Here is a 15,982-nt window from a genome sequence, read left to right as displayed (position 1 = left end):
AACACTTTTGTTTTGACTGGCTGTTTTTTTATTTACATCGGTTACTTAAAACTCTGATTTTGTTTCGCTAATCTGAAAAAGAACTGGTAATTTTGAGGTTGTCCAATAGTTATTTGCTCCACTGAATTAAGTTTTGAAACAATTAAATTACATTAAGTCCGCATTTCTGGTTGCCACAAATCTTTGCTTTTTTGTCGTAAGTGGTACGTGTCAAGTGGTTGATTCCCTGATTGTAATACATCCTGACAGTTTGTATGCCTCACTCTCAGAATCTGAAAAAAGATTTTCCAGGAATGCCGTGGCCGGTTTAAAAACAGCCGATGGCCTGGAAACGACGCTTTTTGCCGCCGAACCACTGATCACAAATCCGATTAACATTGATGTGGATCATCGCGGTCGCGTCTGGGTTTGCGAATCCTACAATTATCGTCCGGCGGTAAACGGCAAATCGGAGCTTAATGTTGGTGATAGAATTGTTATTCTGGAAGATACCACCGGAGACGGGAAAGCGGATGTTACCAAGGTTTTTTATCAGGGGCCCGAATTAAATTCTCCGCTTGGGATCTGGGTGATGGGCAATAAAGCGATTGTCTCGCAAAGTCCGTACGTGTGGCTTTTCACAGATACCGACGGGGATGACAAAGCAGATAAAAAGGAGGTGCTTTTCAAAGGAATCGGCGGAACACAGCAGGATGCGGGCGTTCACGCTTTTGTCTTCGGGCCTGATGGAAAGTTTTATTTTAACTACGGAAATGCAGGAAAACAGCTGGTAGACGGGCAGGACCGGCCATTGCTGGATAAATACGAAAGACCGATCAATTTCCGTCAATACCGACAGGGTGTTGTTTTTAGAGTAGATCAGGAATTTCGCAATGTGGAAATTCTGGCCGAAAACTTTCATAATGGCTTTGAGTTAGCCGTCGATAGTTATGGAACGATGTGGCAATCAGATCAGGAGGAGCCGGGAAATGGAGCAGATCGTGTGAGTTATGTCATGGAAAACGGAAACTTCGGTTATATTGATGAAATGAGCGGAGCAAGCTGGCGTATCAATCACACCAATCTCGAAGATGAAATTCCGCGCCGTCACTGGCATCAGAATGATCCGGGTGTTGTGCCCAATTTACTGGAAACCGGTTCGGGACTGCCGATGGGGATGGTCGTTTATGAAGGAGAATTATTGCCGCGTAAATTCTGGGATCAGGTGATTCTGGCCGATGCCGGGCAAAATGCAGTCACTTCCTATCCGGTACAGCCGGATGGAGCTGGTTTTAAATCGGTTGGTATTAATCCTGTTGTTGAAGGAACGAGAGATAAGTGGTTCCGCCCTACGGATGTTTGCGTTGCACCCGACGGCTCGCTGATTGTATCGGACTGGTATGATCCTGTTGCGGGTTCGCATAAAATGAAAGACAAAAGCAGAGGAAGGATTTTCCGTATCGCTCCGCCTGCAACACCTTATAAAATTCCGGTTTATGACCTGACCAATCCGGTTGAAGCCGTGCAGGCGCTTCAAAGTCCGAACTTGTCGCAACGTTATCTTGCCTGGAATGCCTGTGTTAAACTGGGCTGGGCGGCAGAACCGGAGCTGGAAAAATTATTCAGGTTATACAACGGAAATCCTAAATTAAGGGCCCGGGCTCTTTGGGTTTTGAATAAAATTGAAGGATTCAACCACAGAAATCTTGACATCGGTTTCAGAGAGTTAAACCCGAATTTACGAATCACAACGTTACGGGCAGTCCGTCAGCGGAACAGTGACCCGACGGAATACATCAAACGGTTGACTTCGGATCCTAATCCGCAGGTGCGACGCGAATGTGCGTTAGCCATCAATCATAACCATACCTATGAAGCACTTGACGTGTGGTTGCAGCTCGCACAGCAATATCCGGGCAATGACAGATGGTCCGTTGAGGCTCTAAGTATTGGGGCGATCGGACAGTGGGAGCGTATTTTCCCGGCCTGGCTTGCCAAGGCCGGAAAGAATCCGGGTGCAACAAATGCGGGAAAGGATATTATTTGGCTGGCGCGGACCAGACAGGCAATTCCTTATCTAACCGATCTGGCGGCAGATACCTCCGTCACATTTAAAAGCAGGTTACGTTACTTCCGTGCTTTTGACTTTTTTCACGCGGGTTATGAAAAATCGCAGGCACTTATGCACGTGATGAATGTGAAATCTTCCGACAGGATTGAAGTAAGCAAGCTCGCGCTGCTGCATTTGGATAAATCATTTGTAACCAACTCGCAACAAGGGCTGACTGCCTTAAACAAACTGCTTGACGAAACATACGGAACGGACGATTATATCGAACTGGTAACCCGTTATGCACCGGAATCTGAGAATAACCGGTTGTTCCAAATGGCGATCAATAAATCCGACGGGGTACTTGGTCGTGATGCGGGTGCGTTGCTGCTGGATATTGCCGGCGTTTCTTTTATCACGGATAAACTCGCTACCCTAAGTGATGCAAAAAAATCGGCTTTGCTTGCTTCCTTACAAACCGCCGGAAGCTCTGAGTCTGTGTATATTTTGCGGTCGGTGATCCTTGATGTAGGTCAGAAAGAGTCTGTGAGAGCCGATGCTGCCCGTTATCTGGGTGGAAGCTGGCCAGGCGAGGATGCTGTTGTGAAATTATTGAAACAAAACCAGATTGACGGCGATATCAAAGAAGCGGCATTACAAGGTGTAAAAAATGCTTTCAGAGAAAATGTAAAGGCTGAGCTCGCACCATACTTTCCGAAGCCGGTTGAGGTTGTCACGGTTGTGGAAGAGGTTCAGCCCAAAGAAAAAAGTAAAAAGGAGAGAAGACGACGGAAGAAAGATTAACGGTTTTTCGAATCATAGAAAAGGCAAGGAACGTAAAGAGTTAAACTCAGCGTTCTTTGCCTTTTTTCTTATCCTCTTTTGCGTGAAATTCAGATAACGACTAACGTTTTTCACGCAAAGCAATAGAAGTGAAGGGCAAAGAACGGTAAGATTTCTACTTCGCGGGCTTTACGATTCCTTGTCTTCTTTGCGTGAAATTCAGATTAGGATTAACTTTTTTTCACGCAAAGCAAAAGAAGTGAAGGGCGAAGAACGGTAAGATTTCTACTTCACGGCCTTTGCGATTCCTTATCTTCTTTGCGTGAAATTCAGATTAGGATTCACCTTTTTTCACGCAAAGCAACAGAAGTGAAGGGCAAAGATCGGTAAGATTTCTATTTCGTGGCCTTTGCGATTCCTTATCTTCTTTGCGTGAAACCCCTTCAAAAACCTTATAATTGAAATTTTAATCGGTATAAACGTGCCGGCTTTTTCTTTACCTTCTAAAACCATAACACAAAAATTAAATCATGCTCCGCAGAAACTTTGTTAAATCATCACTTGGGTTGGCTGGCGCTGCTATCGCGGCAGGAGAGGCTTTTGCTTCTTCCACTTCACCCATGGCAAAGAATAAATTCAAACTTAAATACGCTTCCCACTTCGGAATGTTCCAGAACAGCGCCGGTAAAGACGTGATCGACCAGCTGAAATTTATGGCGGATCAGGGCTTTATGGCTTTGGAAGATAATGGTATGATGGGACGTTCGGTAGAGGAGCAGGAAAAAATAGGGAAGGAAATGTCTCGTTTGGGTATGGAAATGGGGGTTTTCGTGGTAGATAAAGGTGGAAACGGAGCTAATACCCTAGCCGCAGGAAAGAAAGAACATATCGATATTTTCTTGAATGGCTGTAAGCGAGCAGTAGAGACGGCGAAGCGTGTGAATGCTAAATGGATGACGGTGGTTCCGGGTGACTTCGAACGTAATTTGCCCATCGGCGTACAGACAGGTCACGTAATCGATGCTTTGCGCAGAGGAGCTGAGATATTGGAACCGCACGGACTGGTGATGGTTTTGGAACCTTTGAGTGATTCTCCTAATCTATTTCTGCGTACGTCCGATCAGACGTATGAGATTTGTCGCGGTGTGAACAGCAAATCCTGCAAAATCCTGTATGATATTTATCACATGCAGAAAAATGAAGGACGTCTGCTTCACAACATCAATATGACATGGAGTGAAATCGATTATTTCCAGATAGGGGATGAGCCTGGCAGAAAAGAGCCCACAACAGGTGAAATTAACTACAAAAATATTTTCAAGTATATCTACGACCGTAGCAAGAAAGAAGGGAAAAGCTTCATCATGGGTATGGAACACGGTAATTCCCAGCAAGGCAAAGAAGGTGAGGCTGCCCTGATCAAAGCTTACGTTGATAGTGACAACTTTACTATTTAAGATTTCGTTTTAAAGCAAAAGAAGTCAACTTTTCAAAAGTTGACTTCTTTGTTTGGTAGCTGTTACAGCCAATTACAATACAACAACTGAATTCTCTTCAGCGTCTACACCAGCTGGTACATACTTATCAGCTTCCCAGTCGTTTTCCCATTTTTCGTTATCCAAAAGATAGCGGAACTGGTATTCTTTACCAGGAGCAAGGTCAAGACTACCTTTGAATGAGCCGTCTTTCTGTTTTTTCAACGCGATTGCTTCTTCTGGATTCCATCCATTAAATTCGCCGATAAGTGAAACTTTCTCAGTTTTTTCAACGGCCTCAGCTGGCAATGTGAACGTAACTTTCACAACCGGCTTGCTTTTTAAATACTGTTTTGTAATCGCCATACTTTGTAGTGTTTTTTTAGTTGGTGCGACAAATATACAATCAAAAATTATACAAATAAATGAATATCAATAGAATAAATTTTTAAATTCTTCGAATAGTTATATGTATTTATTGCCAAAAACATGCCTGACGTAATTTTTAAAAGCATTTTAAGAAAATTTGCACAAAAAAGCAAAGGAAATGTTTGTCTTTTACAAAGATGAGAAAAGTACAAAAAGGGTTGGAAGGCGACCGAATAATTCTTCCGGATATTTTCGGGAGAATTTCTTTTATCACGGATTTTGGGCAATAAAAAATCCCTTATAACAGGCAGCGTTATAAGGGACTAAAATAGACTGGATGGCAGCTAAGAAAATACTATTGCGACCATTCGGTAGGCTCCCGGTCCCAACGATGTTTTTTCAGTTCTTCGGTCAGCGCTTTGTTTAACCTCACGCCATCGCTGGTAGCGATGTTGGAACGTACGTGCGCAAGTTTACGCATACCCGGAATGGTGGTATGGACATCCGGGTTTTCCAGAATAAATCGTAGTGCCAGTTCAGGCATCGTCATATCAGCCGGGACAACCGGGCGCAATGCCTCGGCGTGATCCACGCTTGTATTCAGGTTTTCAGTAACAAAATAAGTCGAACGCCAGTCATCTGCCGGGAAAGTCGTTTCTTTGGTCAGGTTTCCTGATAATGTTCCCTCGTCCAGAGGCACACGGGCAATGACACCAATATCCAGTTTGTTACAAAGCGGGAACAACTGATCTTCCGGTGCCTGGTCGAAAATGTTGTAAATAACCTGTACCGCATCGATCAAACCTATTTCCAATGTTTTTAACGCATTGTTAGGCTCCCAGCGGTTAATACTGATTCCCCAGCGCTCTACTTTGCCGTCTTTGGTCAGTTTCTGTATGGCTTCTTTCCATTCATCCTCATGCGCCCAGGCATCTTCCCAAACGTGGAATTGAAGCAGATCAATCGTCTCAACACCTAAGTTCTTCAAGCTCTTTTCCGCATACTCAATGATATAATCGGCAGGGAAAACGTCTTTTAAAAGAAAGTCAGGCTTGGAAGGCCATTGACGGTTTTTTGGTGGAATTTTTGTGGCTGCATATAACTTTTTGTCGGGATTTCTGCGGATTAAGTCTCCCAGTATCTGCTCGCTCAACCCTTCGGCATAACCCCAGGCTGTGTCAAAAAAATTACATCCCGATTCAACGGCCAGGTCAAGAGAGTCTTCAATTTCCTTGCGGTCTGAGCCTGTCCATCCGGCAAGTCCCCACATGCCATAACCTATCTCGCTGATCTGCCAGTCACTACGTCCAAAACGGCGGTATTGCATCTTGTTTATGTTTAGTTGTTTTACTTTAAAGGAATTTATAGCACATTTTTAATGCTATTGAAATACATTTGCTGCAATTTATTATATTTAGGAAGATGCAGGGGTTATCAAAAAACAAAATGTCGTTTAGCTGGGGAAAACTGTTGGAGGGTACAATGAAAAGAATAATTGGCTTGCTGCTGATTGTGGGGATGGCAGGATGGAATACGCAGACCATACCGAAAAATAGCATGCTTACGTATTGTGCTACTTTTCGGCAGATACAGCAGGATATCCGGGACTGTGTCATAACACCCGACTCTGCGGCCAGGGCATGGCAGGAGAATATCAGAAATATCAGGGCTACGTTTCACAATGGTGATACCTGCCGCATGGGTGATTCAACTTATTTTGTATTTCCCATCAAGGGATATACGCCTGAAAAATCCATTGGTGGCAGAGGCATGGGGTATAGGGCAGATGGTTTTGACCTTTTCGATATGGATGTAAAGGGAAGCCATCCGGCGCATGACCTTTTTGTCTATGATAAAAACCAGGACAACCTCGATGATCGTACCTGGAAACCTGTGGAAGTACTGGCTTTTACATCGGGTGTGGTTGTGGCAGTGGAAAATAACTGGAAATACGATAGTGATTTGCGGGGCGGAAACTGGATATGGATCTACGATCCCTGCCTGGATGGTTTATTTTATTATGCCCACAACAATGTTTTGTTTGTTGAGCCGGGGCAATGGGTAAACGCCGGGGACAAAATTTCGGAAATGGGTCGCAGCGGGTTTAATGCTTTCAAGAGACGCTCACCGACGCATTTGCATCTCATGTTTTTGAAATTAAATAAAGACGCGTTGCCTGAACCGGGCGATACTTATGACTGGTTGATGAATGCAATAGTAAAACAATAGCCGGGTAGCGATGGATTGATGCAGGAAGGTGGCTTGGTTAAAAATTGACGTAAAATTTATTTTAACAATATTTTATTATCACTCCATTTTTACTACTTCCTAACCTCTTTTGCTATGAACAACCGCCGTTCTTTTATGAAAAAAAGTGCTGCCCTGGGTATGGGCGCATTTGGAATCGACAGTCTTTTTAATGAACTCCATGCTGCTGATTTCCAAAATGCTGAAAAGTTTTGGAAAGACGACAGCGAAACCAACGACGATTACTGGGCAACCATTCAGGATGCGTACACAGCAAGTAAAAGTGAGATTATCATTCTGAATAACGGCGGCGTTTCTCCTTCTCCGATTGTCGTTCAGCAGGCGCTGGAAAAATACAATAAACAGGCTGCACAGGGCCCGTCTTACTACATGTGGCGGATTATGGACAAAGGACGTGAGCCTTTACGTCAGCGTTTGGCAACGCTCGGCGGCTGTGATCCCGAAGAAATTGCCATAAACCGTAATGCTACCGAAGCTCTTAATACGGTCATTTTTGGTCTGACGTTACAAAAAGGCGACGAGGTGATCGGGACCAAATTTGACTATCCCAACATGATGAATGCCTGGCGTCAGCGTCAGCTGCGCGACGGGATCGTTTACAAACAGCTCTCTTTTGAATTTCCGATTGAAAACGATGATCAGATCGTCAAAGCCTATGAAGATGCGATAACGCCTCAGACAAAAATCATTCACATTACACATATCGTCAACTGGATCGGGCAGATTATGCCGGTTAAAAAGATCAGCCAGATGGCGCATAAAAAAGGGATTGAGGTGATTGTCGATGGCGCGCATTCATTTGGGCTGCTCGACTTCAAAATTCCGGATCTGGAATGTGACTATTTTGGAACCAGCCTGCACAAGTTTTTGAGTGCGCCTGTGGGCAGTGGCATGATGTGGATCAAAAAGGATAAAATTGCTAAAATCTGGCCGTTGGTCTGCAACCACGAACCAACCAGTGCGGATATACGGAAATTTGAAACTCTGGGCACGAGAAGTTTCTGTATCGAGCAGGCGATTGGTGAGGCGATTAATTTTCAGGAAGGAATTGGGACAAAACGTAAACAGGAGCGCATCCATTATCTGAAAAAATACTGGGCAGAAAAAGCAAAAGAGATTCCCGGCGTGAAAATTCATACGTCGCTGAAACCGGAATATTCCTGTGCGATAGCGGGCGTAAGTGTTGAAGGGCTTAAGCCGACAGAACTCGATAGCAAGTTATTCAACGATTTTAAAATCCATACGGTCGGAATCAGTTATGAAAGTGTGCAGTGCGTGAGGGTAACGCCTCATGTGTATACTAAAATAAGTGATCTGGATAAACTGGTTGGCGCTTTGGAGAAAATAGCGAAGAAAGCTTAATTAAGAATTAAGAATTAAGAATTAAGAATTAAGAATTGCTTTCGGGCAGTTGATAGATCTGGATCTGGCCAAACGGCCAGATCTTTTTTTATGTCCAATTTTTTGCAAACCATTTATCCATTTCGCCAGCCGCTTTTATAACAAATAGGACATTAAAAGTAATGGATATGACCGTTTGAACAAATTGGTTTCGCTACTGTCCGGCAAACCGTTACATTTGGTATATTCTTTAACCGGAACAAATTCTGTTATAAACCATGACACAACAACGCAACGGTTCTTTTATAAAAAGGGCCAAGGATATAACGCTCAGCAGCGCATTAACACTTGCCATTTTGTCGGGAGGTGCAATGATGACGGGCTGTTCGTCAAAGGATGATGAATCTGATTATAGCTACGAAGAAACGACCTATTCCAAAGGGATCCGGTCGCATATTAAAGAGGTAAAACCGGGCGAGTTTAAAATTACCGATGAAGAAAGTGTGGCAGCAGACAAGTCGCTGGCCATTGTGACTTATCTCGACGGTCATACCGATTCGCTGTCGACCACTGCGGCAAAAGCTTTAATTGATAATGAAATTCGTCATAACCAGTCTTATGTGGGGCATCACAGCGGACTTTCGAGCATGCTTTTGTATGGAGGAATTGGTTATATGCTGGGGCGTAATTCTGGTAATGGTTACATCAATAACTACCGGGACAGGGAAACTTCCCGTGGAGGGTTTTATGCTAATCCGGGAGCATTCAATAAGTCACAAAGTGCTTATAGTGATGTAAATGCCTCGCGTTCAACAAGAACGGTAACTTCAAGACCATCCGGCGGACGCAGCGGATTTTTTGGCAGATTTTCAGGAAGAAGCGGAGGCTGACCGAAGTCATCCGAATCAAAATTTCTGACTATTTTTAAATACTTATGATAAAATTAAAATCCCTGCCAAATCCTCCGGAGCAGGCACTTGAAAAACTTGGATGGAACTGGATGCTGGGTACGGACACAACGCCATATCTTGGTAAAGAAGTGGTGATCATTAGCGAAGAAACGGCTACCCAATATTATGAAGCGGCTGGGACATTGTATGATATGTTTGTGGAAGCAGGCCAGTATGCGATTGATCACGAACTTTTTGCAGAGATGGGCATTCCGGCAAACCTGATTGAACTCGTCAAACTTTCCTGGGAAGAAGACCGGAATGTGCATCTTTACGGACGATTCGATCTCGCCGGCGGATTTGATGATCAACCGGTAAAACTTATTGAGTTTAACGCGGATACTGCGACCTGTCTGCCCGAAACGGCGGTGGTGCAATGGGCGCATTTACGTACCAACGGCGAGGATGATTCGAAGCAGTTTAACACACTTTATGAAACTCTGGTCAGGCAGTTTCAGTATATAAAACTGGTAAATAACGACCTGACGCCTTCGATCCTTTTCTCGGCAATGCGTGATTTTCCCGAAGATGACACCAACGTGAACATCCTTTCCGAGGCGGCAAAAGAAGCAGGGTTCGAGGTTGATTTTGCTTACATCGATGAAGTAGAATTTGCTCAGGAAGGAATTTTTAAACAGGAGACTTCCGGTTCGGGTAATTTTGTCCGTTTTGATTTCTGGTTCAAACTGATTCCCTGGGAATATATCGGCGACGACGAACCTGAATTGGCTGTCATGCTCACAGATATTGTTAAAAACCGTCGCGCTGTCATTTTGAACCCGGCGTATACTTTGTTATTTCAGTCGAAGTATATTTTAAAAGTATTGTGGGATTTATTCCCATATCATCCGTTGCTATTGCAAACGGAACGCCATCCGATTACGCACAAAAAGTCGGTAAGTAAAGTGCTTTTCGGCCGGGAAGGCGCCAATGTTTCCATTATGGAAAAGGGCGGCGAAGTGTTGGAAAAGGTAGAGGGAGACTATGACTCCCAAAAAAGAGTTTATCAGGAATATACCGAATTCCCCGTAGATGGAGAAGGTTTTTCTTATCAGGCGGGCGTATTTTATACCGGGGAACCCTGCGCACTGGGCTTTCGTCGCGGTGGAAAAATTCTTGACAATACCGCGCAGTTTGTTGGGCATATTGTTGAATAAATAACTGCTGGCTAAAAGTTGTGAGTCTTAAAGCCTATCGCCCGGTAGGCTTTATTCGCACTAGATCAATTGTAACCGTTGATTTTCCAAAGTTACATTGAAATGGATGTCGGCGTTTAAAGCTTTGAATACTTTTAAGATTGTATCAATCGTCGCACTATTAGCGCTACTTTCAAGTTTTGATATCTGTGCTTTTTGAACCCCAATCAGTTGACCCAATTCCTCTTGTGTCAGCTTACGCTCCTGTCGGGCAGTTTTAATCATTCTGCCCAAAATATCCATCCTAAGTTCATACTCATATTCATCTCTCTCGACTGTTCCCGTTTTTCCGAGAAACTTATCTTTCATTTCTGCCAACGACAAGGCTTTCATTTCTGTATTTTCCATAACGTTATCTTTTAAGTTTGCTTTCAAAATATCTTGCTCTAATGTTTGTTGCACGCTCGATTTCATTTGACGGAATTTTATCGACCTTTTTTATAAAACCATGTGTTGCGAGTACCAAGGTATTTGTTCCATCCGTTTTATCCCAAAACGCCAATAATCTGATTTGCTGACTACCATACCGGGTCCTGAATTCCCAGATGTCATTATTTAGTTTTTTAAATAATCGCGGATCATTGGTTTGCTCTGCAAGTTCAATGTTATACAGAATCTTTCGGGTCGCCTTTTTTTTCAAGGCCCTCCAAAAACTTATCGACTTCTTCCAGAAATAGTGTGTGAAAGTATTGCAATGTATTTTTTATTAAAGATACAAATAGTTTCTATATTTGGAAACACGATATTTGATTTCCTGCTTAAATTCATTTTGGTAATAACTTTTTTCTATTCTCAATTTCCTATCTTTGCCCCCGATGAAAATATTCAAGCTCATATTAAGTCTTTACATTTTAACGTTGTCGTGCTTCCCGTGCGGCGATGTGAAGGAATGTAATGACAAGGAGGAGCTGAAAATTTCTGCGGCTTCGGAGCATAAGGCTCACGAACACGTTACAGAAGCCTGTACACCTTTTTGTACGTGCAGCTGCTGTGCGGCTTCCACGGTTTTTCAATATACCACCGCAGCTGTTGAAAATCCCAGGGCAGTTTTCGCCTCTTTAAAATTCCCGAATTATCAGGTTTCATCCCGCCCTGAAATTTCCTTCTCCATTTGGCAGCCGCCGAAGATTGCTTAATAACGTCTTGTTTTTGGTGAAAAGTTAAGGTTCTGGCCCGCTGGGTTGGCATCGGCACTTTGTCCTATTCGTTATTTGGTAATTAAATTTTCATGTTAGATAAAATCATTCATTTCAGTATACATAACAAGTTTATTATTGGCTTGTGTATGTTGGCGCTGATAGGTGTGGGCAGCTATTCACTTAGCAAACTGCCTATCGATGCCCTGCCTGATATTACCAACAATCAGGTGCAGATCATTACTACTTCGCCAACGCTGGCAACGCAGGAAGTTGAGCAATTTATTACTTATCCGATCGAGCTGGCCATAAAACCTATTCCCAAAATCGTGGAATTACGGTCAATCAGCAGGTTTGGATTGAGTGTGGTTACCGTTGTTTTTGAGGAAAACGTAGATATATACTGGGCGAGAGCCCAAATTTCGGAGCGCCTTAAAGAAGCCGAAAATACAATTCCGAAGGGTTTGGGAAATCCGGAACTTGCACCCATCAGCACAGGGCTGGGAGAGATCTATCAGTATGTCGTTTTTCCGCAAAAAGGATTTGAAAAGCAATATTCCGCCACCGACCTCAGGACGATTCAGGACTGGATTATACGGCCGCAGCTTATTGGAACACCCGGCGTGGCGGAGGTCAATACCCTTGGCGGGAGTTTAAAACAATATGAAATCGCGATAGAGCCCGATAAATTGAAGGCAATGAATACCACCATCGCAGAAATACTGGATGCGCTGGAATTGAACAACGAAAATACGGGTGGCGCTTACATCGACAAGAAGCCGTATGCTTATTTCATCCGTGGGATCGGCATGGTCAACGGAATTGATGCGATCAACAAGATCGTTGTCAAAACCAAAAACGAGATTCCAATTCTTATCCGTGATGTGGCTACGGTTCAGATTGGCAGCAGTATCCGTTATGGAGCGGTTACGAAAGATGGAAAAGGCGAGGAGGTTAGTGGCATGGTGATGATGCTGAAAGGTGAAAACAGCGCCGAAGTGGTTTCCAGTGTTAAGGCTAAGATGGAGCAAATTAAAAAATCTTTACCGGAAGGAGTTTCCATCGAAGCCTTTGTAGACAGGACCAAACTGGTTGACCGGGCGATTGGAACTGTTGAGAAAAATCTTCTCGAAGGGGCACTGATCGTCATTTTTGTGTTGATACTGCTGATTGGAAATCTACGGGCAGGTCTCGTGGTTGCATCGGTGATCCCTTTGTCGCTGCTATTTGCGGTGAGCATGATGCACCTGTTCGGTGTTTCAGGAAACCTGATGTCGCTGGGCGCGATTGATTTCGGATTGATTGTGGACGGGGCCGTCATCATCGTTGAATCCATCATTCATCGATTACAGATCAGCACCAAAGGGAAACTGACTGCTGCTGAAATGGATCAGGAGATTTATGAAGCATCTTCCAAAATTCGTAGCAGCGCTGCCTTCGGTGAAATTATTATTCTGATCGTTTATCTGCCGATTCTGGCTTTGGTTGGTATAGAAGGAAAAATGTTCGGGCCTATGGCACAAACTGTTTCGTTTGCGATTCTCGGTGCGTTTATTCTGTCATTAACCTACATCCCGATGATGAGTGCGCTGGTTTTGAAAAAGGAAACCGGTCATAAAATCAATATCAGTGATAAAATCATGAATGCGTTACAGCGTGTTTATCAGCCCGTACTTGCCTGGTCGCTGAAAATGAAAGGACTTGTCATATTAACGGCCTTCGCACTTTTGGTTATTGCTGGCTTTGTTTTTAGCACTTTGGGCGGGGAATTTATTCCTACTTTGGATGAAGGGGATATTGCAACGCACCTGATTATTGCTTCCGGAAGTTCTTTAACGCAAGAAATTGAAGCAACAACAAAGGCAGAGCAGATATTGAAAGCGAAGTTTCCGGAAGTGAAAATGATCGTAACGAAGATCGGCAGCGCTGAAATCCCGACAGACCCGATGCCGATGGAAGCAGGGGATATGATTATCATTTTAAAAGATAAAAGTGAATGGACGTCAGCCACGACCAAGGAGGAGCTGATGGCCAAAATGGAGGAAGCGCTTGAAACAATCCCCGGGGTAACGACGGAATTTTCCCAGCCGATTCAGATGCGGTTTAATGAGCTGATGACTGGCATCCGCAGCGATGTGGCGATCAAGATTTTTGGAGAAGATATTGACAGACTCGTCAGTGCCGGTGATGATGTTCTGCAACTTATTCAGGGTATTGAAGGCGTTACGGATGCAAAAGCGGAACGGGTTTCCGGCTTACCCCAGATTACGGTGCGGTATAATAAGGACAAACTTGCGCTTTACGGGCTAAATGTGGGAGATCTCAATAAAGTCATCCGGACCGGTTTTGCGGGTGAAGTTGCAGGTGTGGTGTACGAAGGCGAAAAACGTTTTGATATGGTGGTTCGCCTCGCCATTGACCGCAGACAGGATATTTCAAATCTAAAAACACTTTTTGTTTCGCTTCCTTCCGGCAGTCAGATTCCACTGGAACAGGTTGCCGATATCAACTACGAGCCCGGCCCCATGCAAATCAGCAGGGAAGAAGGGAAACGCAGAATTGTCGTCGGGTTTAACGTCAGAAATAAAGATGTAAAAACGGTGATCGACGAGATTCAGATGAAGCTGGATAAGAAACTGAAACTGCCACCGGGTTATTATGTCACGTATGGCGGACAGTTTGAAAATCTTGTCAAAGCCAATAAAAGGCTTGCTGTGGCAGTTCCTGTGGCACTTTTATTAATTTTTGTACTGCTCTATTTTACTTTTCGTTCGATAACCCAATCCATGCTGATTTATACGGCTATCCCGTTTTCTGCAATTGGGGGTGTGTTTGCACTTTGGATCCGTGACATGCCTTTCAGTATTTCGGCTGGCGTTGGTTTTATCGCTTTGTTCGGGGTTGCGGTTTTGAACGGTATTGTGCTCATCGGCTATTTCAATCAACTTAAGGCCGAAGGCGTTTCTGATTTGATGGAGCGTATCAAGGTTGGAACGCATATTCGTTTGCGACCTGTCATGATGACCGCGGCCGTGGCCTCGCTGGGTTTTCTTCCCATGGCTTTAAGTACAAGTGCCGGTGCAGAGGTTCAAAAACCGCTCGCGACCGTCGTGATTGGCGGGCTGATCAGTGCCACACTTTTAACTCTTATTGTTTTACCGATCCTCTACTGGTATTTTGAGAAAGGTCTGGAAACGGGTAAATCATCGGTGATAGCGGTGCTGCTGATTATTTTGTCTTTTTCGGGAGCCAATGCGCAGCCGGTGAAGACGCTGGATCTGCAAGAAGCCATAGCGCTGGGACTAAAAAATAACCAGCTTCTTTCGGCGGGAGAGCTTGAAATCAAGATGCAATCCCAGTTAAAAGGTTCTGCGTTTGATCTCCCCAAAACCAATATTGGTGGAATGTTCGGGCAATATAACACGAAGGCGTTTGATCAGAATTATGATATCTCCCAAAATTTCAGTCCGTTTCAATACAGTGCGCGCAGGGAAGTGCTTAATAGTAACCTTAAAGGAAGCGAGTTAAAACTGGATCAGTCCAGAAGAGAGATTACCTATGTGATCCGCCAAAACTGGGTTGCCATTCTTTATCTCAATAAGCTAAATGGTTTACTTGAAAAACAAAACCGTCTGTTGGGACAGTTCGTTAAAGCTGCCACGTTACGGTTTGAAACCGGTGAAACCAATCTGTTGGAAAAGACAACGGCCGTGACGCGGCAAGATGAAATCCGTCAAAGAATTCATCAAAATGAAAGTCTGATCAAAATTGAGAAGTCAAAACTGAGGGTGCTGCTTAACCTGGACTCGGATTTTATGGTCCGTGATACTGTTTTCAATACACAGCCCGTAACATCGTTGCTCGATAGTACGGCAATCAGGCAAAATCCTGCTTTTCTTCATGCCGTGCAACAGGTGGAAATGGCAAGAGCAGGTAAAAATCTTGAAAAGGCGATGCTGATGCCTGATTTTACGGCTGGATATTTCATTCAGTCGCTGACTGGCAATCAGGAAATAAATGGCCGGACGGTCAGTTATAACGGAGCCCCCCGTTTTCAGGGTTTTAAGGCCGGTATTGCCATTCCGATTTTCTCGAAGAGTTATAAATCCAAAATACAGGCTGCGGAAACAAATATTCAAATGCAGCAGAAAAATGCAGATTATCTGGCATCGCAGCTGCAAAGTCAGTACCAGCAGCAGTTAACCCAGCTCTACACTTCTCAGTCGCTGGTGGATTATTATCTCGCCTCTGCGCTACCGAATGCACAGACGATTTCTACCAACGCTGCAAGAGGTTATGAAAGCGGAGAAATTTCCTATGTGGAATATCTCCAGGGTGTTCAAACAGCTTTGGATATTGAAATGAATTATCTGAGGGCGGTCGCGGACTTTAACCAGGCATTTGCAGGCCTGCAATATGTATTAAACCAATAGGA

General features: G+C 44.1%; 12 protein-coding genes. 8 read left to right on the top strand and 4 right to left on the bottom strand.

Features of this window, described 5'->3' with window-relative positions:
* Positions 1 to 133 precede the first annotated feature (133 nt).
* Positions 134 to 2,833 (top strand): PVC-type heme-binding CxxCH protein, encoded by a 2,700-nt coding sequence (locus M1L62_RS04615; protein ID WP_254411831.1) that lies wholly within the window; start codon positions 134 to 136, stop codon positions 2,831 to 2,833.
* 509 nt (positions 2,834 to 3,342) lie between these two features.
* Positions 3,343 to 4,269, top strand: coding sequence for a hydroxypyruvate isomerase family protein (locus M1L62_RS04610; RefSeq protein ID WP_254411830.1), 927 nt, complete (start codon positions 3,343 to 3,345; stop codon positions 4,267 to 4,269).
* A gap of 72 nt (positions 4,270 to 4,341) precedes the next feature.
* Here the strand turns inward: M1L62_RS04610 and M1L62_RS04605 are convergent, their stop codons facing one another.
* A complete protein-coding gene (locus M1L62_RS04605; RefSeq protein WP_254411829.1) occupies positions 4,342 to 4,653 on the bottom strand; it encodes an isoamylase early set domain-containing protein in 312 nt (103 codons plus the stop codon).
* A gap of 358 nt (positions 4,654 to 5,011) precedes the next feature.
* A complete protein-coding gene (locus M1L62_RS04600; RefSeq protein WP_254411828.1) occupies positions 5,012 to 5,983 on the bottom strand; it encodes an aldo/keto reductase in 972 nt (323 codons plus the stop codon).
* A gap of 155 nt (positions 5,984 to 6,138) precedes the next feature.
* Between M1L62_RS04600 and M1L62_RS04595 the strand changes: the two genes are divergently transcribed.
* From M1L62_RS04595 to M1L62_RS04580, 4 genes are all read left to right on the top strand, one after another.
* Entirely contained in the window at positions 6,139 to 6,885 is a 747-nt protein-coding gene (locus M1L62_RS04595; protein WP_254411827.1) for a M23 family metallopeptidase, read from the top strand.
* A 135-nt stretch (positions 6,886 to 7,020) separates the two neighbouring features.
* Positions 7,021 to 8,286, top strand: coding sequence for an aminotransferase class V-fold PLP-dependent enzyme (locus M1L62_RS04590; RefSeq protein ID WP_374760287.1), 1,266 nt, complete (start codon positions 7,021 to 7,023; stop codon positions 8,284 to 8,286).
* Between the two features lie 257 nt (positions 8,287 to 8,543).
* The gene (locus tag M1L62_RS04585; protein ID WP_254411825.1) at positions 8,544 to 9,155 is read left to right on the top strand and encodes a Cj0371 family chemotaxis-regulating polar lipoprotein; all 612 of its coding nucleotides are present in this window, start codon (positions 8,544 to 8,546) and stop codon (positions 9,153 to 9,155) included.
* 44 nt (positions 9,156 to 9,199) lie between these two features.
* Positions 9,200 to 10,372 carry a glutathionylspermidine synthase family protein gene (locus M1L62_RS04580; RefSeq protein WP_254411824.1) on the top strand — a complete coding sequence of 391 codons (1,173 nt, stop codon included), beginning with the start codon at positions 9,200 to 9,202 and terminating at the stop codon, positions 10,370 to 10,372.
* Between the two features lie 60 nt (positions 10,373 to 10,432).
* Here M1L62_RS04580 and M1L62_RS04575 read toward each other — a convergent pair whose 3' ends face one another.
* Positions 10,433 to 10,825, bottom strand: a complete 393-nt coding sequence (locus tag M1L62_RS04575; RefSeq protein ID WP_445439626.1) for a helix-turn-helix domain-containing protein — start codon at positions 10,823 to 10,825, stop codon at positions 10,433 to 10,435.
* Entirely contained in the window at positions 10,764 to 11,051 is a 288-nt protein-coding gene (locus M1L62_RS04570) for a type II toxin-antitoxin system RelE/ParE family toxin (protein ID WP_254411823.1), read from the bottom strand. The genes M1L62_RS04575 and M1L62_RS04570 overlap by 62 nt, the downstream gene beginning before the upstream one ends.
* Before the next feature lie 175 nt (positions 11,052 to 11,226).
* Between M1L62_RS04570 and M1L62_RS04565 the strand changes: the two genes are divergently transcribed.
* Both M1L62_RS04565 and M1L62_RS04560 read left to right on the top strand, forming a co-directional pair.
* Complete coding sequence (locus M1L62_RS04565) at positions 11,227 to 11,547, top strand: DUF6660 family protein (protein ID WP_254411822.1); 321 nt, start codon at positions 11,227 to 11,229, stop codon at positions 11,545 to 11,547.
* Positions 11,548 to 11,639: 92 nt separating this feature from the next.
* Positions 11,640 to 15,980: a CusA/CzcA family heavy metal efflux RND transporter gene (locus M1L62_RS04560; RefSeq protein ID WP_254411821.1), complete on the top strand. Its 4,341-nt coding sequence runs from the start codon at positions 11,640 to 11,642 to the stop codon at positions 15,978 to 15,980.
* Positions 15,981 to 15,982 lie beyond the last annotated feature (2 nt).

The sequence above is a fragment of the Dyadobacter diqingensis genome (assembly GCF_024220585.1).
GTDB lineage: Bacteria > Bacteroidota > Bacteroidia > Cytophagales > Spirosomataceae > Dyadobacter > Dyadobacter diqingensis.
The sequence above is the reverse complement of the archived record's forward strand: the minus strand, read 5'-3'. Positions and strand labels throughout refer to the sequence as shown.